The 19789-nt window shown below is 61.2% G+C and carries 22 protein-coding genes and 1 other RNA gene; 13 read left to right on the top strand and 10 right to left on the bottom strand.

Annotated features, from left to right (window positions below; genetic code table 11):
- Window positions 1-67: 67 nt before the first annotated feature.
- Window positions 68-277, bottom strand: coding sequence for a SlyX family protein (locus GVK95_RS00505; RefSeq protein ID WP_159945914.1), 210 nt, complete (start codon window positions 275-277; stop codon window positions 68-70).
- Between the two features lie 70 nt (window positions 278-347).
- Window positions 348-635, bottom strand: a complete 288-nt coding sequence (locus tag GVK95_RS00500) for a hypothetical protein (RefSeq protein WP_159945913.1) — start codon at window positions 633-635, stop codon at window positions 348-350.
- A 164-nt stretch (window positions 636-799) separates the two neighbouring features.
- Between GVK95_RS00500 and recF the strand changes: the two genes are divergently transcribed.
- Genes recF through GVK95_RS00485 form a run of 3 tightly spaced genes read left to right on the top strand, consistent with a single transcriptional unit; the run spans window position 800 to window position 3239 of the window.
- Window positions 800-1930 (top strand): DNA replication/repair protein RecF, encoded by a 1131-nt coding sequence (recF, locus tag GVK95_RS00495; protein ID WP_159945912.1) that lies wholly within the window; start codon window positions 800-802, stop codon window positions 1928-1930.
- Between the two features lie 41 nt (window positions 1931-1971).
- Window positions 1972-2733, top strand: a complete 762-nt coding sequence (locus GVK95_RS00490) for a molybdopterin-synthase adenylyltransferase MoeB (RefSeq protein WP_159945911.1) — start codon at window positions 1972-1974, stop codon at window positions 2731-2733.
- Window positions 2730-3239 carry a GNAT family N-acetyltransferase gene (locus tag GVK95_RS00485; RefSeq protein ID WP_159945910.1) on the top strand — a complete coding sequence of 170 codons (510 nt, stop codon included), beginning with the start codon at window positions 2730-2732 and terminating at the stop codon, window positions 3237-3239. The genes GVK95_RS00490 and GVK95_RS00485 overlap by 4 nt, the downstream gene beginning before the upstream one ends.
- A gap of 4 nt (window positions 3240-3243) precedes the next feature.
- Here GVK95_RS00485 and GVK95_RS00480 read toward each other — a convergent pair whose 3' ends face one another.
- A complete protein-coding gene (locus GVK95_RS00480) occupies window positions 3244-4248 on the bottom strand; it encodes a D-glycerate dehydrogenase (RefSeq protein ID WP_159945909.1) in 1005 nt (334 codons plus the stop codon).
- A 191-nt stretch (window positions 4249-4439) separates the two neighbouring features.
- Between GVK95_RS00480 and GVK95_RS00475 the strand changes: the two genes are divergently transcribed.
- The gene (locus tag GVK95_RS00475) at window positions 4440-4982 is read left to right on the top strand and encodes an SH3 domain-containing protein (RefSeq protein ID WP_244618617.1); all 543 of its coding nucleotides are present in this window, start codon (window positions 4440-4442) and stop codon (window positions 4980-4982) included.
- Between the two features lie 8 nt (window positions 4983-4990).
- On the opposite strand, the gene GVK95_RS00470 is transcribed toward GVK95_RS00475, so the two are convergent.
- A complete protein-coding gene (locus GVK95_RS00470) occupies window positions 4991-5983 on the bottom strand; it encodes an adenosine kinase (protein ID WP_159945907.1) in 993 nt (330 codons plus the stop codon).
- Between the two features lie 356 nt (window positions 5984-6339).
- Between GVK95_RS00470 and GVK95_RS00465 the strand changes: the two genes are divergently transcribed.
- Window positions 6340-7284 (top strand): AEC family transporter, encoded by a 945-nt coding sequence (locus GVK95_RS00465; RefSeq protein WP_159945906.1) that lies wholly within the window; start codon window positions 6340-6342, stop codon window positions 7282-7284.
- Window positions 7285-7371: 87 nt separating this feature from the next.
- Here GVK95_RS00465 and GVK95_RS00460 read toward each other — a convergent pair whose 3' ends face one another.
- Window positions 7372-7929 (bottom strand): cytochrome c family protein, encoded by a 558-nt coding sequence (locus tag GVK95_RS00460; RefSeq protein ID WP_159945905.1) that lies wholly within the window; start codon window positions 7927-7929, stop codon window positions 7372-7374.
- Window positions 7930-8083: 154 nt separating this feature from the next.
- On the opposite strand from GVK95_RS00460, the gene GVK95_RS00455 reads away from it, so the two are divergent.
- Complete coding sequence (locus GVK95_RS00455; RefSeq protein WP_159945904.1) at window positions 8084-8839, top strand: 3-deoxy-manno-octulosonate cytidylyltransferase; 756 nt, start codon at window positions 8084-8086, stop codon at window positions 8837-8839.
- A 66-nt stretch (window positions 8840-8905) separates the two neighbouring features.
- Window positions 8906-9703, top strand: a complete 798-nt coding sequence (locus tag GVK95_RS00450; protein WP_244618648.1) for a prephenate dehydratase — start codon at window positions 8906-8908, stop codon at window positions 9701-9703.
- A 20-nt stretch (window positions 9704-9723) separates the two neighbouring features.
- Here the strand turns inward: GVK95_RS00450 and nudC are convergent, their stop codons facing one another.
- Window positions 9724-10683, bottom strand: coding sequence for an NAD(+) diphosphatase (gene nudC, locus GVK95_RS00445; protein WP_159945902.1), 960 nt, complete (start codon window positions 10681-10683; stop codon window positions 9724-9726).
- Entirely contained in the window at window positions 10680-11087 is a 408-nt protein-coding gene (locus tag GVK95_RS00440) for an HIT family protein (RefSeq protein ID WP_159945901.1), read from the bottom strand. The genes nudC and GVK95_RS00440 overlap by 4 nt, the downstream gene beginning before the upstream one ends.
- A gap of 91 nt (window positions 11088-11178) precedes the next feature.
- Here GVK95_RS00440 and ffs point away from each other — a divergent pair.
- The 3 genes from ffs (at window position 11179) to GVK95_RS00425 (ending at window position 13634) form a co-directional block, all read left to right on the top strand.
- Window positions 11179-11275, top strand: an RNA gene (gene ffs, locus GVK95_RS00435) — signal recognition particle sRNA small type.
- A gap of 84 nt (window positions 11276-11359) precedes the next feature.
- Window positions 11360-13243 carry a DNA polymerase III subunit gamma/tau gene (locus GVK95_RS00430; RefSeq protein WP_159945900.1) on the top strand — a complete coding sequence of 628 codons (1884 nt, stop codon included), beginning with the start codon at window positions 11360-11362 and terminating at the stop codon, window positions 13241-13243.
- 67 nt (window positions 13244-13310) lie between these two features.
- Entirely contained in the window at window positions 13311-13634 is a 324-nt protein-coding gene (locus GVK95_RS00425; protein WP_007600510.1) for a YbaB/EbfC family nucleoid-associated protein, read from the top strand.
- Window positions 13635-13699: 65 nt separating this feature from the next.
- On the opposite strand, the gene GVK95_RS00420 is transcribed toward GVK95_RS00425, so the two are convergent.
- Window positions 13700-14590 carry an alpha/beta fold hydrolase gene (locus GVK95_RS00420; RefSeq protein ID WP_159945899.1) on the bottom strand — a complete coding sequence of 297 codons (891 nt, stop codon included), beginning with the start codon at window positions 14588-14590 and terminating at the stop codon, window positions 13700-13702.
- A gap of 88 nt (window positions 14591-14678) precedes the next feature.
- Complete coding sequence (locus tag GVK95_RS00415) at window positions 14679-15299, bottom strand: MOSC domain-containing protein (protein ID WP_159945898.1); 621 nt, start codon at window positions 15297-15299, stop codon at window positions 14679-14681.
- A gap of 55 nt (window positions 15300-15354) precedes the next feature.
- Between GVK95_RS00415 and recR the strand changes: the two genes are divergently transcribed.
- Complete coding sequence (gene recR, locus GVK95_RS00410) at window positions 15355-15963, top strand: recombination mediator RecR (RefSeq protein WP_007600513.1); 609 nt, start codon at window positions 15355-15357, stop codon at window positions 15961-15963.
- 24 nt (window positions 15964-15987) lie between these two features.
- Window positions 15988-17265 carry a lytic murein transglycosylase gene (locus GVK95_RS00405; RefSeq protein WP_244618616.1) on the top strand — a complete coding sequence of 426 codons (1278 nt, stop codon included), beginning with the start codon at window positions 15988-15990 and terminating at the stop codon, window positions 17263-17265.
- 9 nt (window positions 17266-17274) lie between these two features.
- Here GVK95_RS00405 and GVK95_RS00400 read toward each other — a convergent pair whose 3' ends face one another.
- Window positions 17275-18903, bottom strand: coding sequence for an MFS transporter (locus tag GVK95_RS00400; RefSeq protein WP_159945897.1), 1629 nt, complete (start codon window positions 18901-18903; stop codon window positions 17275-17277).
- A gap of 253 nt (window positions 18904-19156) precedes the next feature.
- On the opposite strand from GVK95_RS00400, the gene rimP reads away from it, so the two are divergent.
- Window positions 19157-19756, top strand: coding sequence for a ribosome maturation factor RimP (gene rimP, locus GVK95_RS00395; RefSeq protein WP_159947408.1), 600 nt, complete (start codon window positions 19157-19159; stop codon window positions 19754-19756).
- Window positions 19757-19789: the final 33 nt, after the last annotated feature.

The raw sequence follows: 19789 nt of genomic DNA, 5'->3' as shown, positions 1-19789 counted from the left end.
TGAGAGAAAACGGGTCGGATTGTTCCGGCCCGTTTTTTTGTGCGCGGCTTACCCAGACAAGAATGGATCAGTAGTGCGGTGGCTTGGTGATGGCCGGAGCGTCGAGCGACTGCTCCTCGATATTTGAAAAGCGTTCCGACAACCGCTCGAGCTTGGCGCGGGTCTGCTCGACCACTTTCCATTGCTCGGCAAGCTGATCGGACAAGTCATCGATCACCCGCGCCTGATGGGCCAGCATCTCCTCCAGCCGCATGATGCGTTCGTCCTGGTCGCTCATGGCTCTCTCCGCTGACTGTTTGAACTCCGGCTTCATGCCGAAAGAACGCCGGAGCGTCAAACGCGCGGTGTCATCTTTGCTTCTTTTTCTTGTAGGGCATCAGCATCACGGCTGACGCTGTCACGGCAGCCGCGAACGTGAGCGCGAGCGGTACGGTCATCATCAGAGCCGGCAGGACCGGATGACTGGCCCGCGCGAGCGACGTGCCCACACCTCCGAGATCGAGCCAGAGGATCGCACCTGATGTCACAAGGCCAAGCATCGCGCCAAAGGCCGCATTGACGCCCAAGAAGCGCAGCATGTCCCAATGATCGCGGCGGGCCTCTTCGGGCGTCAGTTCGTCGGGATCCGGCCTCATCGCGGAGTGCTCCTCGCCGTTCAAGTTGATCCACTTTACGGAAATGCCGGCGTCTTGCCATGTCGCACGACGTCGCAGAGCCGGGATGGGTGCGAGAAACCATCGCCGCTCCCTTGCCATGGCGCCTGGTTCGGCCTAGCTCAGGGCAACAGCGAATCCGACCGATGATCCAGAAGACCCATATTCAACGACTGAAGCTGAGCGACTTTCGCAATTATGCGCAGGCTTCCCTGAGCCTCGGCGGTCGTCATGTCGTGCTGATCGGCGAAAACGGCGCGGGCAAGACCAATCTGATGGAAGCTGTTTCCTTCCTCTCGCCCGGTCGCGGGCTGAGGCGTGCCGTGCTTTCCGATATCGCCCGGGTTGGTGCGCCGGCGGGCTTCTCGATCTTCGCCGAAATCGAAGGCATGGCGGGCGACGTTCAGATAGGAACCGGCACGGAGGGCGGCGGCGATGACGAAGCGCTCGTCCGTCGACTGAGGATCAACGGCACGCCGGTCAAGTCGGTCGACGAACTGACCGATCACCTGCGCGTGCTCTGGCTGACGCCGGCCATGGATGGGCTTTTTACCGGACCTTCAGCCGATCGGCGGCGTTTCCTCGACCGCTTGGTTCTTTCGCTCGATCCGGCCCACGGGCGACGCGCGAGCGATTTCGAACGCGCCATGCGCAGCCGCAACAGGCTTTTGTCCGACGGACGCTTCGACCCCGCCTGGCTGTCGGGCATCGAACAGCAGATGGCAGCGCTGGGCGTTGCGATGGCTGCCGCGCGACGGGAAATGCTGGGACTGCTGGCGGGATTGATCGAGGGGGATCGGCAGACATCAAGCTTTCCCTCGGCCCAGCTCGCGCTCAGCGGCTTCATGGACGACGAGGCGGACAGGCCGGCTTACGAGCTGGAGGATCGCTACATCCAGATGCTGGCATCCTCGCGCCACCGGGATGCGGCAGCCGGGCGGACACTGGACGGTCCACATCGCGTCGATCTGCAGATCCGCCATGTCGAGAAGGACATGAATGCCGAACGCTGCTCGACGGGGGAGCAGAAGGCGCTGCTGATCGGGCTGGTGCTTGCGCATGCCCGGCTTGTCGGAACGATGACCGGATTTGCCCCGGTTCTGCTGCTTGACGAGATTGCCGCACATCTGGACGAAGGCCGGCGGGCCGCGCTGTTCGACCGGATCGATGCGCTGGGCGGGCAGGCCTTCATGACGGGCACGGACCGGTCGATGTTTTCCGCACTGGGCGAGCGTGCCGAGATTATCACCGTCCACGATGGCAGTCTTGATGCCTGAGCGCTCTTCCCCGCCCGTCTCACCCATGGCATGATCGCCCGATGGATCCGCTGCTCCCCGAAGAACTTTCCCGCTATCACCGCCATATCCTGCTGCCGGAAATCGGCGGCCATGGACAGCAATTGCTGAAATCCGCTCGCGTGCTGGTGATCGGTGCCGGCGGGCTGGGGGCACCCGTCCTGCAGTATCTCGCAGCGGCGGGTATCGGCACGATCGGGATTGTCGATGACGACGGGGTCTCCCTCTCCAACCTGCAAAGACAGGTGATCCACGACACGGGTACGATCGGGGAGAAGAAAACCGAAAGCGCTGCGCGCGCCATCGCCCGGCTCAATCCGCATTGCCGGGTGGTGCAACATGAAGCGCGCTTCGATGCTCACTTCGCCCACGACCATCTGGGACGCTTCGACCTTCTGATCGACGGATCGGACAATTTCGCAACGCGCTACGCCGCAGCGGACGCTGCCGAGATACGCGCCATTCCGCTGGTGACAGGGGCAGTCGGCCGCTTCGATGGCTCGGTCACGGTATTGGCTCCACACCTGACTGATGCGGAAGGGCGACAGAACCCGCGCTACCGCGACCTGTTTCCCGAGGCTCCACCGGAAGGCCTCATTCCGTCCTGCGCCGAAGCCGGAATCATCGGCGCCCTGACCGGCGTGATCGGCACGCTGATGGCCATGGAGGCGATCAAGCTGATCACCGGCACCGGCGAGCCGCTGATCGGACGCCTGCTGCTCTACGATGCACTGACGGCAAAATTCGACACGATCCGTTATCGCCGCCGGGAGCCGCGTCCATGATTGGGAACGGGAACGAGAGTGAGGTCGGCAGCGTCGAAATCCGGCGGGTCGGCGCGGCCGGATACTGCGACTACGGCGCGCTGCTCGAGCTGATCGTCAAATCGTTCGCCTATATGGATGGCGTGATCGATCCGCCGTCTTCGGCGCATCGATTGAACCTGGAGGGGCTGAAGCAGAAGGCGCTGGACGAGATCGGACTGGCCGCGCTCGTTGACGGCAGGCTGGTCGGCTGCGCTTTCGTCAAACCGGAAGCAGGGGCACTCTATGTCGGCAAGCTTGCTGTTGCCGCCGATATGCAAGGTAACGGAATCGGCTACCGGCTGCTGACCGAGGCCGAAACGATCGCCAGGGATCTCGGGCGCGACATGCTGCGACTGGAGACACGTATCGAGCTTGCCGGCAATCACCGGCGCTTTGCCGCATGGGGGTTCGTCAAGACGGCAGAAAACAGCCATCCGGGTTTTACCCGGACGACCTCGATTGAAATGTGCAAATGGTTGGCCTGAACGTTCAGGGACGATTGGGCAGAACCCTGTTCGGCGGACGGTGACCGTCGAAATAGGTGCGTATGTTGATGATCACTTTGTCGCCCATGTCGATCCGGCCCTCGATCGTCGCCGATCCGGTATGCGGCAGAAGCACGACCTTGCCTTCATTGGCGAGCTTGACCAGTTTCGGATTGACGGCAGGCTCGTTTTCGAAAACGTCCAGCCCGGCGCCGGCGATCTTGCCGGTCTTCAGGCACTGGATCAGCGCATCCTCGTCGATGATATCGCCACGCGCCGTGTTGACGATGTAGCTCGTCGGCTGCAGCAGCGCCAGACGACGCGCCGACAGCAGATGGAATGTGGCCGGCGTCGAGGGGCAATTGACCGAGACGATATCAACCCTTGCCAGCATCTGGTCGAGGCTGTCCCAATAGGTCGCTTCCAGCTCGTCTTCTGTCTGCGGGCTCACGCGCTTGCGGTTGTGATAGTGGATGGACAGGCCGAAGGCCTTGGCACGGCGGGCAACGGCCGTTCCAATGCGCCCCATGCCGATGATACCAATGCGCTTGCCCGAGATGCGGCGGCCGAGCATCCAGGTCGGAGACCAACCGGCCCAATCGCCCGGCTTGTCCATCAGCACCCGCGCACCCTGGACGAGGCGGCGCGGCACGGCGAGAATCAGCGCCATGGTCATATCGGCCGTGTCCTCGGTCAGGACATTCGGCGTGTTGGTAACGGTGATGCCTTTGCGGGCCGCCGCATCGATGTCGATGTGATCCGTGCCGTTGGAGAAGCTGGCGATCAGCTTGAGTTGCGGGCCAGCTTCGTCGATCAGGGCCGCATCAATGCGATCGGTGACGGTCGGCACCAGGACGTCGGCGTCTTTCATCGCGGCAATCAGCTCTTCGCGGCTGCGCGGTGCATCATCTATATTGAGCTCCGCGTCGAACAGTTCGCGCATGCGCGTTTCCACGGCGTCAGGCAATTTCCGGGTAATATAGACCTTGGGTCTTTTCCTGTTCGTCATGGGACGGATCAATGCCTTATTCAGAACTCGTTAACCAAGACGGGGGATACTCCCCCAAAGAGCAATTTCTACCAAACCCGCTGGCGAAGACAAACAAAACTCGCTCGCCATTCCGGATTTGTCTCAATGCCTGCCGGAACAGGTTCGGCGGTCGCAGAATGCCCTTCCATCATGGCATAGTCGGATACAGTATGAACCAGAACGCGCTCCGAATCAGTTTTGCTTCCTGCATCCTGCTCTTGTCGCTGCTGGCTGGGGCCGAGAGTGCCGTAGCCCAGGCCATGACCAAAGGATCCAGCGGGCTACCCCTGCCTCGCTTTGTCAGCCTGAAGGCAGAAAAGGTCAACCTGCGTATCGGACCGAGCACCGACTACGCCGTCTCCTGGCGCTATCTCAAATCGGGACTGCCGGTCGAAATCATCCGCGAATACGAAAACTGGCGGCAGATCCGCGATGCCGACGGGACCGAGGGCTGGGTCAACCAGACGCTGCTTTCGGGCGAGCGCACCGCAGTCGCGGCCCCATGGATGCGCGCCAATGGCGACAATGTCTATGTCATGATGCGGCGCGATTCCATGTCGTCGGCTGCCGTCATCGCGAAACTCGAGCCCGGCGTCGTGCTGAAGATCGACGAATGCAACGGCAACTGGTGCAAGGCCGAGACCAAGGGGGTTTCCGGCTGGGTGGCGCAGGCCGAAATCTGGGGTGCCTATCCCGGCGAGGCCTTCAAATAAGGCCTGCCTTAGAGCAGACCTGCGGCGCGCGCGCCCTTGTCCAGCGAGCTCATCGGACGCGGTCCGATCTGCTGGATGACAACGCCGGCGGCATAGCAGCCCAGATGGGCGCAATCCTCAAGCGAACGATCATTGGTGTAGCCGAACAGGAAACCTGAAGCGAAAAGGTCGCCGGCCCCAGTCGTATCCAGGAGATTGGTAACCACGGTCGCCGGAACACGGATTCGCTGGTCGCCCTTGACCACGACCGCGCCATTTTCGCCCATGGTGACAGCGGCAAGCTTGCAGTCGGCAGCAATCCGGTCGAGCGCAACGGCGAAGTCATCCGTTTCATAGAGCGACAGCGCTTCCTGCTCATTGGCAAAAACGATATCGACCGTGCCGGAGCGCATCAGGTCGAGGAATTCCTCGCGGTAGCGGCCAACGCAGAAGCTGTCCGACAAGGTCATCGACATTTCGCGGCCATTGTCATGGGCAATGCGGGCGCATTCGAGGATTGCCTGCTTGGCGCGCGGCGGATCCCAGAGATAACCTTCGAAATAAGTGACCTTGGACTGCGCAACAACCTCTGGCTCGACATCTTCCGGGCCAAGCTCGACGCAGGCGCCGAGATAGGTGTTCATCGAGCGCTCTCCGTCCTCGGTGACGAAGATCATGCTGCGCGCAGTCGGTGGCTGGGTGCCGCGCGGCTTTGTCTCGAAATGCACGCCCTGGGCGCGGATGTCATGGGTAAAGATCTCGCCGAGCTGATCTTCTGCGACCTTGCCGAAATATGCGGCCTTGCCGCCGAAATTGGCGATGCCGGCGGCCGTATTGCCGGCGCTGCCGCCGGATGCTTCGACAGCGGGACCCATCATGTCATAGAGCCGTTCGGCACGGTCCGCATCAATCAGGTTCATCGCGCCCTTGGTGATCTCGTTTTCGATGAGAAAGCGATCATCGCAGCGAGAAATGATGTCGACGATTGCATTACCGACAGTGAGGACGTCGAATCGGCTCATGATGGTCTGGGCTCCGTTGTCTTGTTCAAACGGTCATAGCGTTTTTTCAAAGGTTTGAAAGGGCCAACCTCAGACGTCACGCGTCATGTGGTTGTTACGTTGGCGAGATAGGAAAATGCCTGTGCGGACGGCATAAGCTCCCCAGCGCCGATCCGAAGAACCATGACAGGTTCCACACCCGGGCCACGCTGACCACGGATGTACTGGCGGCGCGGATAAGGGTCCCGGTTCAACCGGGCGTGAAAGCAGGCATTGCCTGCTTTTTGTCGTTATGGGCCAAGCCTTCAAAGACTGGTCCCCCGCGATTTCAGGGTCTATGAAAAGAGCCTGTCTTTTTCCTGCGAGTCGCCCAGTTCATGTCATCCGTTGCCCAAGACGTTCTGCCCATCTTTATTCTCATCCTGTTCGGCTGGTCGCTGGTGCGGCTGAAAATCCTCAAGGCAGACATCGGGGACGGGCTCGGCGACTTCGTGTTCAGGGTGGCGGTGCCAATGTTGATGTTCCGCACCATCGCCAATGCCGATTTCCATGGCGCCTCGCCCTTTCGGCTATGGATTGCCTATTTTGCCGGCGTTGCCGTCGCCTGGACGCTGGGCCACATCATCGCAACGCGGCTCTTCGGTCGCGATCAGCGCATCGGCGTTCTGGCGGGGCTTTCGGGCGCCTTCGCCAACAATGTCTTCATTGGCCTGCCGCTGGTCGACCGCACGGTCGGTCCGGACGGGATCGTCGCCATGTCGATCCTGCTGGCGGTGCATCTGCCGCTGATGATGATCGCCGGGACCGTTGCGATGGAAAGGGCCGAGCAGAAGACCACGGGCCGACCCTCGGAAGGCATTCTGGCCGTGTCGCGCCAGGTTGGCGCCAATCTCATCCGCAACCCGCTGATCATCGGCCTGATGGCCGGGCTGGTGTTGCAGGTCATCGGGATCAAGATGCCTGTCATGCTGGACGGTATTGTCGGTCAGGTGGCCGGGATGGCAGCACCTGCAGCTTTGATCTCGCTCGGCATGACACTGACAAAATATGGCATGGCGGGCAATGTGCGGATCGCAAGCGTCATGACCGCGATCAAGCTGATCGTCATGCCGGCAACCGTGTGGCTGGTCGCCCACCTGCTCGGCCTTAGCCCGCAGTGGACCGCCGCGCTCGTGCTCACGTCATCCGTTCCGACCGGGATCAACGCCTGGCTGATTGCCAGCCGCTTTGGCGTCGGCCAGGGACTTGCGGCCTCGATCATCACCCAATCGACGGCGATCGGCGTGATCAGCGTCTCGCTCTGGGCTCTTTTGCTGCTCTGAAGCAGAACCCGATGGAAACGCAGTCCCGGAACCAAACGAAAATGCCCGGCGCGAGGCCGGGCATCGAAATTTGCACGATCTGAATGATCAGTTGGTCGCCGGCGGCGCCGGCAGAGCGACCGGAGCATCCGCCATGGTGTGCAGATACAGGATCAGGTTGGCGCGCTCTTCGTCCTTCTTGATGCCGGCAAAGCCCATAGCGGTGCCCGGGACATGCTTCTTCGGCGCCGTCAGGAAGGCGTTCAGGTGGTCCCAGGTCCAGAGTTCGGTACCACCCTTGGAGAAATCCTTCATGGCAGCCGAATAGCTGAAGCCTTCATGGGTTGCGATCGGACGGTCGACAAGGCCAAAGAGATTCGGGCCAACCTTGTTGGCGCCGCCCTTGACGTCGGTGTGACAGCTCGCACATTTCTTGAAGACGCCTTCGCCGGCCGTCGCGTCGGCGCTGGCCAGCAGAACAGCGATCGGCACAGCCGCCGCCGCTTCCGGCGCAGCTTCGCCTTCAGCAGCTTCTGCCACGATGGCAAAGCCTTCCTTCTCAGGATGTTCCGAGTGGAAAATCCCTTCCGAGGCGATGGACACAGACATCAGGACGAAGACGGTGCCCAGAAAGGCACCCACGCCCATATTCACGTAAGAATTCATCTGCAAAGCTCCCCATGCAGCCGGCCGATCAGCAACCGAGCGATCTTGAAATCGCGCGGAACCTATGTCTTTTGCATAACACATGCAACACGATTATGGTCCCCGCAACTGGGACTTATTGACACTTCTGCGCGGCGATTTGAAGGGGTTAGGCATGAATAAAGACGATAGCGGCAAAACCCTGGTGCTAATTCCCGCCCGCATGGCCTCTACCCGCCTTCCCGGCAAGCCTTTGGCGGACATTTGCGGCCTGCCGATGATCGTCCAGGTGGCCAAACGTGCGCAGGAGGCCGATGTCGGACGAATCATTGTTGCAGTCGATGACCAGCGGACATTCGACGCGGTTGCCGCCGCCGGTTTCGAAGTCGTGATGACGCGGGTCGATCATCAATCCGGCTCGGACCGGATCTTCGAAGCTTTGAGCAAGGTCGATCCCGAGGGCAAAGCTGAGATCGTCATCAATGTGCAGGGCGACCTGCCGACCATCGATCCGCAGACCATCCGCGCCGCCCTTCGGCCACTGGAAAACGAAGCCGTCGATATCGCGACGCTGACGGTGGAGATCGAGGACGAGCAGGAAAAGACCAATCCGAACGTGGTGAAGGTCGTTGGGTCGCCGCTCAGCGATACGCGACTGCGGGCCTTGTATTTCACCCGTGCCACGGCGCCGCACGGCGCGGGACCGCTTTACCACCATATCGGGCTCTATGCCTATCGGCGGCGCGCGCTGGAGCGGTTCGTCTCGCTAACGCCTTCGACACTTGAAAAACGCGAATCGCTCGAGCAACTCAGAGCCCTTGAAGCCGGGATGCGCATCGATGTCGAAATCGTCAAAACCGTGCCGCTCGGCGTCGATACGCCGGCCGACCTCGAAAAAGCCCGCCGCATTCTTTCGGCCCACTCCATTTAAGGACGCATACCATTGGCCCCGACCAACAAGATTTCCTTCCAGGGCGACTTTGGCGCCAATTCCGACATGGCCTGCCGGGACATGTTTCCCTCGATGGAGCCGCTGCCCTGCCCGACTTTCGAGGATGCCTTCGTGGCACTGGAGAGCGGCGACGTGGATCTGGCGATGATCCCGATCGAGAATACGCTGGCCGGACGCGTCGCAGACATCCACTACCTGCTGCCGCTGTCACGACTGCATATCATCGGCGAATATTTCATGCCGATCCGCTTCCAGCTGATGGTGCTGCCGGGCGTCAAGCTTGACGAAATCCGCACCGTGCACAGCCATATCCATGCGCTGGGACAATGCCGCAAGATCATCCGCAGCCATGGCTGGAAGGCCGTCGTCGCCGGCGATACGGCCGGGGCCGCCAAGCAGGTGTCGGAACAGGGGGACCGCAGCATGGCGGCTCTCGCGCCGCGGCTGGCGTCTTCGCTCTATGGTCTCGATATCATCGCCGAAAATGTCGAGGATTCCGACAATAACGTCACCCGTTTCGTCATCCTGTCCCGCGACGAGCACGAGCCGAAGCGCAAGAGCGACGATGAGCTCTTCATCACCACCTTCGTGTTCAATGTACGTAACCTGCCGGCCGCTCTCTACAAGGCGATGGGCGGCTTTGCCACCAACGGTGTCAACATGACGAAGCTGGAAAGCTACCAGATCGGCGGCAAGTTCATCGCCACCCAGTTCTATGCCGATATCGAGGGGCATCCGGACGACGCGCCGGTTAAGCGGGCTCTCGAAGAACTGCGGTTCTTCTCGGAAAAGGTCCGCATCCTCGGCGTCTACAAGGCGCATGCGATGCGCGGCAAGCTTTGACGCCAGACACGACCGAGCGCTCAGCGCGCCCAGTCAAGCCAATCGCTCATCAGCCTATGGGCGATGGTGCCATTGGCCGGTGCTTTCACGGATTCACTTGCCAGGTCGATCATCGACTGCACTTCCGCACGCGTGAACCAGCGGCAATCGACCAGTTCGGCCTCATCGCGCGTCACATCGAGCGACAGGGCCTCGGCGTAGCAGCCAATCATCAACTGGTGCGGCATCGGCCAGGGCTGGGTGGCATGATAGCGGACCCGACCTATGGTGATGCCAGATTCTTCGAAGGTCTCCCGGCGTACGGCATTCTCAATCGTTTCCGCAGGCTCAATGAAGCCGGCCAGGCAGGAATACATGCCTTCGGGGAAATGGGCGCCGCGTCCCAGAAGACAGCGGTCGCTCACCTCATCAATGGTCATCATGATGACAACCGGATCGGTGCGGGGAAAGGCGACACGGCCACAGGAGAGGCATTCGCGCTTGTAACCGCCGATGCGCATTTCCATCGTGTGACCACAGCTGCCGCAGAAGCGGTTCTCGGCATTCCAGTGCAGCAGGCTGAATCCCTGCGCCGCTTCGCCGACGAGTTCCTCGTCGACGCCTGATTCCCGGAACAGTTCGCGCGCGGTCAGCGCCTTGTAATTCATAGCCAGCTGTTCTTCGCCGGCATTCACCGGCACGGCAATGCGCGGCTCGCCATTCGGCTTGTGGCCCAGCAGGACCGCACCGTCGAGATCAGGCTCAAGCCCGACCAATTCGTATGGCGCAAAGAGCGGATCGAGGATCTGGCCGTCGTGTTTGAACACCAGGCGATTACCAGCAAAGGCCAGAAGGTGCGTGCCTTCCTCCGCCATGGCGTGGGCAAGGCTATCCTCCGTGCGATGCTCGGCATTGCGATCAAGACCATTGCCGGAAAAGGCGGTGAGTGCGCTGGCCTCGGGATGAGGCGCGGATGTGTCAAAAATGGATCGTTTTGTCATTGCAGGGCTTCGAGAATCCGGGACTTGAGCGCGTTGAATGTATCGTCGGAATGGACAATTGGCGATCCATGCCCCCAGATCGGACCCGGCCAGTTCGGATCATCCTCGAAGCGGGCAACGACATGGACATGGAGTTGGCGCACGACATTGCCAATTGCCGCGATATTGATCTTGGTCGCACCTGTGATTTTCTTCAAGGCTGCGGCGACCGTCACCTGTTCGAAGGTGAGCATGGCCTGATCGAGCGGGGTCAGGTCGAAAACTTCGCTCATGCCCGATCTCTGCGGCACCAGGATCAACCACGGCCAGCGGCTATCATGGGCAAGTCTGAGATCACAAAGCCCCAGCTTCAGGATGGACTGACTGTCGCGCGCAAGACGCTCATCGAGAAGAAATGGCTCCAAGGTGTTTCTCCGCTGTTGTTTTTCCATGCTGTAGCAGTTTTTTACGGGCTTGGCTTGCATTTGCCGTCGTTATTGCCGATATGTCACCTCGGGAGGTTGGTGGTGGACGAGCCACTCGCCAACCGGGTCAGATCCGGAAGGAAGCAGCCCTAACGAGCGCGGCACGGGTCATCGTGCCAGCCTCCCACCTCATCTTCATTTCCGGCCCGTGATCCAAAACCATGGGCCGCGCCATGCCCGGATCCGGGCGGCAAGGGGAAGCTGGCAACGCGATGAGCGATTTGGAGCCCACTGCAGAGGCCAAGACCGCCCCCGGCGGATACCGCGTGCTCGCCCGGAAATATCGCCCTAAGGATTTTTCGGACCTGATGGTCGGCCAGGAGCCGATGGTTCGCACGCTGACCAATGCGTTCGAGACCGGCCGCATCGCCCAGGCCTATATGCTGACCGGCGTGCGCGGTGTCGGCAAGACGACCACCGCCCGTATTCTGGCGCGTGCGCTGAACTACAAGACCCCCGAGATCGACAAGCCGACGATCGACCTTCGCATTCCCGGCGAGCATTGCCAGGCAATCATGGAAGGTCGCCATGTCGACGTCATCGAGATGGACGCCGCATCGCATACCGGTATCGACGATATCCGCGAGATCATCGAGCAGGTGCGCTACCGCCCGGTTTCGGCGCGCTATAAAGTTTACATCATCGACGAAGTGCACATGCTGTCGACGGCAGCCTTCAACGGGCTGCTGAAGACGCTCGAAGAGCCTCCGGAACATGTGAAGTTCATTTTCGCCACGACGGAAATCCGCAAGGTTCCGATTACCGTCCTGTCGCGCTGCCAGCGCTTTGACTTGCGGCGAATCAGCGCCAGCGATCTGGTGGGGCTGTTCTCGACCATTGCGTCGAAAGAGGGCATCCAGGCTGACGAGGATGCTCTGGCGATGATCGCACGCGCCGCCGAGGGCTCGGCGCGCGACGGTCTTTCGCTGCTCGACCAGGCCATTGCCCATGGCAGCGGCGTGGTGCATGCAGACGCGGTGCGCTCGATGTTGGGCCTTGCCGACCGGGCCCGCATCGTCGACTTGTTCGAACATATTGTGCGCGGCGATGTCGCAGCGGCACTTGAAGAGTTCGGCGGCCAGTATGAAGCGGGTGCGAACCCGACCGTGGTGCTGACCGATCTGGCCGACTTCACGCATCTGGTGACCCGGCTCAAATATATTCCATCGGCCGCACAGGATGCTTCGCTGAGCGAAGTGGAGCGTGTGCGCGGCGCATCGCTGGCCGAAAGCGTGGCCGTAACCACGCTTTCGCGCATGTGGCAGATGCTGCTGAAAGGTATTCCCGAAGCGGAAGGTTCATCGCGTCCGGCTGGTGCTGCCGAAATGGTGATCATCCGTCTGGCACATGCGGCGCATCTGCCTTCGCCTGAAGATGCGGCCCGCCGTCTGCTTGAGATGTCCGACGGCCAGCCGGCGGAGCGCGGATCCTCTGCGCCACGCCCGAACGGCGGCGGCGCTGGTGGTGGAGCCGCGATGGCTATGCGGGTTCAGGCGGTCGCCCAGCCTTCGCCGGACAGTGCGCCGCGGATTGCATCCAGCCAACCTGTTGCCCATCTGCAGAGCGTGCCCGCTGGTGATGCGCTGCCAGCCGCCATGGAGCGGGTGCAGCCGAAGCCGCAGGAAGCGCCGACACCCAAGGTGCAGATCAAGTCGCTGGAAGACATTGCCGAACTTTGCAGCAAGAACCGCGACCCCCGCCTGAAGGCATTGATGCGTGGCTTTGTCCGGCTTGTGCGACTGGAGCCGGGCCGGCTGGAGATCAATCTGCCGCCCGACGCGCCGAAGACACTGGTCGGCGACCTGCAGAAACGGCTGGAAGAATGGACCGAAATCCGCTGGATGGTCATTCTGAGCCGCGAGGAAGGGGCGCCTACCCTTGTCGAGGTGGAAAACACCACGCGCGAGACGCGGCTGCGCGATGCCCGGCAAGACCCGGACGTTGCGGCAATCCTTGCGCGTTTTCCAGGCGCCAAGATCACCGACGTCCGGATCAAGGCCGGAACCCTGGAGGAGGACGAAGACACACGTCCACCGCCAGCGATTGTCGAGAGCGATGAAGGCGATATCCTGCCGGGCGACGATATCGAATTCTAGAACGTTACCGTTGCACGGTCGCCGAGTTTAGGCCCGGTGAAGAAGACAACAAACCAAGGAGATGACGATGCGCGACATCATGGGCATGATGGGCAAGGTCAAGGAAATGCAGGCGAAGATGGAAAAGACGCAGGCGGAAATCGCCGCGCTTGAAATCGAGGGCAAATCCGGTGGCGGCCTGGTCACCATCGTCCTGAACGGCAAGGGCGAGATGAAGAGCATCAAGATCGATCCTTCGCTTTTCAAGGAAGAGGATTCCGAAATCCTCGAAGACCTGATCGTTGCCGCGCACAAGGATGCCAAGGACAAGGGCGAGGTCCAGGCTCAGGAAAAGATGGCCTCCATCACCGCCGGCATCCCGCTGCCACCGGGCATGAAGTTCCCCTTCTAGTCCCATGGCATGATCCCATGCCCTGAGCCGATGGCATAATCCAAGGCCAAGCCTTGGCGGGTCTACTAAAGGCAGGTCCGCTGCGACCAGGGGTTGCGTCCCTCGCGCAACCAGTCGAGACTGCTTTTCCAGAAGCCTTGTTCATGGCGGGCATGGAAAAGGTTGAAATGGCCGACGGTATCGAAGCCGAGATCCTTGGGCGACAAGTGCACTTTGGCGATCGACGCACCCGTGTAGTAGGCCATGGCCCTATTAATGGCCTTGGGCGTTGCAATCGGATCATCCGACATCGAGACGGCGAGAATTGGCCCTGTGAGCGCGGCGAAACCTCTGCGCATCTCGATCGCGTCTTCCGCCTTTAGCCCCTGCTCCGCCCTGTCCTGCTGAAGACCCCATCCTAGCGCCACTCCCTTTGGCAGGTCCTCCAGCCAGCCCAGCCGCTTTCCGGGGAAATAACCCAGCACCGCCGTGATCGCCGGCATGGCCAGATGCCACTTGAGCGCCATGGGCAGGCGCCTGCTCAACTGATAGTCACCCCAATAGCCATACTGTCCGCCAACGGAGAGAAGACCGGATATCCGATGGGCCATGGACGCGTAGCCGGGAAGAAATCCGCCAATACTGTGGCCGACGACCAGCACGCGACCGGTCTCGTCGCGATCCAGGGCATGGCAAAGCGCTGCGTCGAAGTCCTGCTGCCCCCATTGGCGCCAGGTATAGGCGACGCTGCGGAGATCGGCCGGTCGCGACTGACCGATGCCGCGATAGTCGTAGGTGAAGACGGAAAAGCCGTACCTGGCGAGAAAGCGGGCATAGTGGTGATAATAACGGGCAAGCACGCCGGTGGCGGGATTGATCACGACAGTCGCGACCGGTTCGCCGGCAGAGGGCAACCACCAGTCCCCGGCAAGCCGCACGCCGTCGGCGCAGAGCAGTTCGGTCCGCGTTTCCTGCATTTATCTCCTCCGCAGCAATCCAGTGGCATGATGACTGCGGGAGGCGAGCAGGTAAAGTTGCGCAGAGTGCGACTATCGTCGACACCGATCAGGATATCGCGCGCTGTATTTCCTGCTTCCACCTGTCGTTTATCGGCGCAACAAGATAGCGCCGCTGGTCTTCCTGCGAGAGAGATTTTCCAAACGTCGCCATCATCTCCGGCAAGGTGACGCGCGCGCCGGCATATGCCGTCCATGCAACCTCCTGACCCGCTTCGATCAGCCCCGCGTTCAAGACCCGGCAATAGGCCCCGCCACGCGCCGCACGGGCGTATCGCTTGACCATTGTGGGCTCATCCATGCGCGCAGCGAAGGTTGCACAGGGCATACGCGGAGAGGTCACTTCCAGAAGCACGTCGCCGATGGCAAAGCGGTCCCCCGCTGCCAGCGTTCGGTTGTCCAGACCTTCGATGATCAGGTTTTCGCCGAAGACGCCCGGCGGCAGGGTACGGCCAAGTTCGCTCTCCCACCAGGAAAGATCGATGCTGCCCTCAAGATAGACCGCCTGCTCGACACCGCCGTGATGCTTGCGATTGCAGATGCTGTCACCAACGAGGCCTTCGGCATCGACCATCATCGGTCCGCTCACGGCGATCTTGTTGATGCCGGTCTTGTATTTCTTGCCCGGCAGGACTTCCGGATTACCCCGGCATACGGCGCGTATTTTCATCCGTGACCCATGTTCAACGATTCCGTTTGCAGACGTTATGGGCTAGAAACGCCGCATGGCAAAGCGAGTCACCGGCCCCGAAATCGAAAAACTCATCCAGCTTCTGGCAAAGGTGCCGGGGCTCGGCCCGCGTTCGGCGCGGCGCGCGGCACTGCATCTGATCAAGAAGAAGGATCAGCTTCTCGGGCCGCTCGGGCATGCGATGGGCGAAGCCTATGACAAGGTGAAGATCTGCTCGTGCTGCGGCAATGTCGACACGATCGATCCCTGCACGGTGTGCACCGACGATCGGCGCGACCAATCGATGATCATCGTCGTCGAGGATGTTTCCGATCTCTGGGCGCTGGAGCGGGCAGGCGCAATGAACGCCGCCTATCATGTGCTTGGCGGCACCTTGTCTCCGCTGGATGGCGTCGGACCTGATGACCTCAATATCAAGGGGCTGATCGAGAGGGTGGCCAAGGGCGGTGTCCGCGAAGTCATCATCGCCGTCAACGCCACCGTCGAAGGTCAAACAACCGCCCATTACATCACCGATCATCTGACCGGGCTGGACGATGTGAAGATCACCCGGTTGGCACACGGCGTGCCCGTCGGGGGCGAACTCGACTATCTCGATGAAGGAACGCTGTCTGCGGCGCTCCGTGCACGCACGGTGATCTGACGGTCGCCTACGGGAGAAAATTTCATGGCCGACACCTGCCGCTTCCTGCCCCGCAATTTCATAGCACGCTGGGCCCTGGCGCTTTCGATCGTGTTTGGGCCTGGTGTTACGCCCGCGCTGTCTGCGCCATCGCGCTCCAATGTCGAAGCACAATTCCAGCGCTGGATCGCAACCGACCTGTGGCATGAGGCGCAGGCGACTGGTATTTCCAAGCCGGCTTTCGACAAGGCCGTGTCTGGCCTGTCGCTCAACTGGGATCTGCCGGATCTCGTGCCGCCCGGCACGACGCCACCGAAACAGCAGAGCCAAAGCCAGGCGGAGTTTTCCTCGCCGTCTTCGTATTTCTCCGAGAAACGGCTGCAGGGACTGGCCGCAACAGGACGGTCGCTCGCCTCCCAACATGCCGGTACGCTGCGCAAGGTGGAAGCGGCCTATGGCGTTCCGGGCTCGATCCTTGTCGCCATCTGGGGTCGTGAATCCGGTTTCGGCAAGGCAAAAATGCCCTATCCGGCGCTGGACGTGCTGGCCACCAAGGCCTTCATGTCGACACGCAAGGACATGTTCCAACGCGAACTAATCTCGGCGCTGCACATGATCGAGGGCGGCGACGTGACGGCACAGCAGATGCGCGGCTCCTGGGCCGGTGCACTTGGCCAGCCACAGTTCATGCCGTCGAGTTTCCTGAAATATGCCGTCGATTTCGATGGCGACGGGAAACGCGACATCTGGAATTCGGTGCCGGACACCCTCGCCTCGATCGCCAATTACCTGGTCAAGAGCGGCTGGCAGCGCGGCCGCGACTGGGGCTTCGAGATCAGCATTCCGGACGGCGTCTCCTGCGCCCAGGAAGGGCCGGATCGGGCACAGCCGGTTTCGGCATGGACGTCGGAGGGCCTCGCCCGCATTTCCGGCAAGGCGTTCCCGTCGACCGAGATCAAGCAATCCGCGATGATGCTGGTACCGGCCGGCACTTTCGGCCCTGAATTCCTGGTCACCCCGAATTTCTACGTGATCAAGGAATACAACAATTCCGATCTCTACGCGCTGTTCATCGGCAATCTGGCCGACAGGATCGGCAGCGGATCCGGCGCCTTCAAGGCGTCCTGGGGCGATGTCGGCAAGATGCTGCGCTCGGATGTTCTGGCAATGCAGAAGGCGCTGGTGGCGCAAGGCTACGATGTCGGCAAGGTGGACGGGCTGCCGGGCTTCAAGACGCGGCGCTCGCTCGGTGAATGGCAGGCAAAGAACGGGCTGACGCCGACCTGCTATCCCAGTGCCAGCCTGAAGGCAAAGCTGCGCTGACCGTACAGATCAAGGATGATCGATAGGCGGCTGGTGGAATACATCATCCGCCGGCGGGATCGCCTGCCGTTCGATCATCCGATGCACATGCGGGCTGGTTGGTCCGCGATGCAGTTCGACCAGCCGATCGGTGATCTCCGCGTCGGCCTTGGTGCGGCGCTGGTTGTGGCGGACGTAATCGACCCAAGTCGGGACATGATAGGTTTCCGTCCAGATCTCAGGCTTCTCAAGATCACGCATCAGCGTCCAGTTGCGTGCACCGTCGCGCAGACGGATGCGACGGCGTTCGACCATGATGCGCAGAAATTCCGGGACATCGGCATCATCGATCTCGAAGTCGATCTGGATGACGATCGGCCCGCTGCGCGGTCGTATGTCCAGTTTCAGCGCCGGTTCGTTGAAGCGGTTGAGGGGATCGAGATCGAGGGTGGAGAAGGCCGGCATCGGCAGGACAAACCCGATCGCCACGCCGACCATCATCAATGCGCCGGAGGCAACGAGCGCGTGTCCGGACCCCGAATTTTCGGCGATACTACCCCACAGCCAGCTGCCGGTTGCCATGCCGCCGAAGGTAGCCGTCTGATACAGAGACAGCGCCCGACCAACCACCCAGCGCGGCGTCGAGAGCTGCACCACCGTGTTGAACAGGGACAAAGCCAATACCCAACAGGCACCCGCAATCATCAATGCGGCGCCCGCCATCCAGATCGAGTTGCTGACACCGGTGACGACCGTTGCCAGCGCAAAGCCGGCAAAGGAGGCGCGCACGATGTCCTCGCTCGACAGGATGTCGCGCAGGCGCTGATTGTAGATTGCACCGAGGATGGCACCTACACCGAAGGCACCCAGAAGACCGCCATAAACCAGCGGCCCGCCGGCCAGCTGGTCTCTTGCCACGATCGGCAGAAGCGAGAGTATCGATGTTGCCGTCAGGCCGAAAACAAATCCACGAAACAGAACCTTGCCGAGATTGGGCGACATGGCAACATAACGAAGACCGGCCCAGATCGCCGGGCCGAGCTGTTCGCGCGGCAACGTGGCCTGCGGGTAGTCGGGCTTCCAGCGGAACAGCGCATAAAGAATGGCAAAATAGCTGAGCGTATTGGCCGCGAACGCTGCCGCGGCGCCTGCCGCAGCCACGATCAGGCCGCCGATGGCCGGACCGACGCTGCGGGTGATATTGAAGCCCATGCTGTTGAGCGAGACAGCTGCCGGCAGATCGGCGCGCGGCACCATGTCGCCGACCGAGGCCTGCCAGGAGGGATTGTTGAGCGCCGTGCCACAGCCGATCAGGAAGGTGAAGGCCAGAAGCGCCCAGGGCGTGATCAGATCGAGATAGGCAAACAGCGCCAGCAAGGCCGAAATAGTGACCATGAAGAGCTGCGAAGCGATCATCACTCGGCGACGGTCGAAGCTGTCGGCGATGGCGCCGGCGACCAGCGAGAACAGCATGATCGGTCCGGTATTGGACGCCTGGACGAGCGCCACCATGTTTTCGGAGCTGGAGATGGATGCCATCATCCAGGCGGCGCCAACCCCTTGAATCAGCCCGCCAAGATTGGACGCCATGCTGGCGAACCAGATCCGCCGATAGAACTCGTTTGCAAGGGGAGATAGCGGAGATCGGCTGTCGGGCACAGAGCTTACTCGTCGATTGGCTTGTCCAGGAACGGAATTGGCGAAGCACGCCAGCCAGCGGCACACCTTGCAACGGTCAAGCCCTCAATGGCAAGTTTGTTTTAGGCTCGAAGCGAAAAGCTTGCATTTGGGGGCAAGGCAGCGTATATGGCATTCAAATTCTTGATCGACCGATGGAGAGTGGGACCGCAAGGACCCGCTCTTTTTTATTGGCGATCGCATCCAATCGGGAGTATGACGATTGTCCGATAACATGCCGCAGCCTGAACCGGGCGAAGCACGGATTATCATTGAGACGGGCCTAGACCGTCGTATCGCAGAGATCATCGAGCCTGTGCTCGTGGCGATGGATTTCAAGCTCGTCCGCGTGCGGATGATGAACCAGAACGGGCTCACGCTGCAGGTCATGGCCGAACGCAACGACGGGACAATGACCGTCGAGGATTGCGAAGCCGTATCCATGGCGATCTCGCCGGTGCTCGACGTCGAAGATCCGGTCGACAGGGAATATCATCTGGAAGTCTCGTCCCCTGGGATCGACCGGCCGATGGTGCGCAAGTCCGATTTTGTTCGCTGGCAGGGCAATCTGGTGAAGTGCGAGACGTCTATTCTCGTCGACAATCGCAAGCGCTTCCGCGGCAAGATCGTTGCCGTGGACGCCGATGGCTTCACGCTTGAGCGCGATCAGCTGGCCTATGGCGAAGAGCCGCGGCTGGTCATCCCGTTCAGCACCTTGGCAGAAGCCAAGCTCATTTTGACGGATGAACTGGTCCGTGACGCGCTTCGTGCAGACAAGTTGGCAAAGGCGCAAGCCGCCAACCAGAATGACGAAGACGACAGCGAAGACGCATAACGTTTGACAGATAGCCTAGCGGCAGATGCCCAG

It is taken from the genome of Rhizobium sp. 18065 (genome assembly GCF_902706095.1).
In the GTDB taxonomy this organism is placed as follows: Bacteria; Pseudomonadota; Alphaproteobacteria; order Rhizobiales; family Rhizobiaceae; genus Allorhizobium.
The sequence above is the reverse complement of the archived record's forward strand: the minus strand, read 5'-3'. Positions and strand labels throughout refer to the sequence as shown.

Bases quoted from the DNA above. Each gene is read 5' to 3' on its own strand.
- GVK95_RS00415 (WP_159945898.1), bottom strand. From the start codon at position 15,299: ATGAAAATACGCGCCGTATGCCGGGGTAATCCGGAAGTCCTGCCGGGC.
- GVK95_RS00485 (WP_159945910.1), top strand. From the start codon at position 2,730: ATGATTGGGAACGGGAACGAGAGTGAGGTCGGCAGCGTCGAAATCCGG.
- GVK95_RS00505 (WP_159945914.1), bottom strand. From the start codon at position 277: ATGAGCGACCAGGACGAACGCATCATGCGGCTGGAGGAGATGCTGGCC.
- GVK95_RS00405 (WP_244618616.1), top strand. From the start codon at position 15,988: ATGGCCGACACCTGCCGCTTCCTGCCCCGCAATTTCATAGCACGCTGG.
- GVK95_RS00490 (WP_159945911.1), top strand. From the start codon at position 1,972: ATGGATCCGCTGCTCCCCGAAGAACTTTCCCGCTATCACCGCCATATC.
- GVK95_RS00480 (WP_159945909.1), bottom strand. From the start codon at position 4,248: ATGACGAACAGGAAAAGACCCAAGGTCTATATTACCCGGAAATTGCCT.
- GVK95_RS00500 (WP_159945913.1), bottom strand. From the start codon at position 635: ATGAGGCCGGATCCCGACGAACTGACGCCCGAAGAGGCCCGCCGCGAT.
- GVK95_RS00430 (WP_159945900.1), top strand. From the start codon at position 11,360: ATGAGCGATTTGGAGCCCACTGCAGAGGCCAAGACCGCCCCCGGCGGA.
- GVK95_RS00420 (WP_159945899.1), bottom strand. From the start codon at position 14,590: ATGCAGGAAACGCGGACCGAACTGCTCTGCGCCGACGGCGTGCGGCTT.
- nudC (WP_159945902.1), bottom strand. From the start codon at position 10,683: ATGACAAAACGATCCATTTTTGACACATCCGCGCCTCATCCCGAGGCC.
- rimP (WP_159947408.1), top strand. From the start codon at position 19,157: ATGCCGCAGCCTGAACCGGGCGAAGCACGGATTATCATTGAGACGGGC.
- recF (WP_159945912.1), top strand. From the start codon at position 800: ATGATCCAGAAGACCCATATTCAACGACTGAAGCTGAGCGACTTTCGC.
- GVK95_RS00475 (WP_244618617.1), top strand. From the start codon at position 4,440: ATGAACCAGAACGCGCTCCGAATCAGTTTTGCTTCCTGCATCCTGCTC.
- GVK95_RS00470 (WP_159945907.1), bottom strand. From the start codon at position 5,983: ATGAGCCGATTCGACGTCCTCACTGTCGGTAATGCAATCGTCGACATC.
- GVK95_RS00425 (WP_007600510.1), top strand. From the start codon at position 13,311: ATGCGCGACATCATGGGCATGATGGGCAAGGTCAAGGAAATGCAGGCG.
- GVK95_RS00465 (WP_159945906.1), top strand. From the start codon at position 6,340: ATGTCATCCGTTGCCCAAGACGTTCTGCCCATCTTTATTCTCATCCTG.
- recR (WP_007600513.1), top strand. From the start codon at position 15,355: ATGGCAAAGCGAGTCACCGGCCCCGAAATCGAAAAACTCATCCAGCTT.
- GVK95_RS00455 (WP_159945904.1), top strand. From the start codon at position 8,084: ATGAATAAAGACGATAGCGGCAAAACCCTGGTGCTAATTCCCGCCCGC.
- GVK95_RS00450 (WP_244618648.1), top strand. From the start codon at position 8,906: ATGGCCTGCCGGGACATGTTTCCCTCGATGGAGCCGCTGCCCTGCCCG.
- GVK95_RS00460 (WP_159945905.1), bottom strand. From the start codon at position 7,929: ATGAATTCTTACGTGAATATGGGCGTGGGTGCCTTTCTGGGCACCGTC.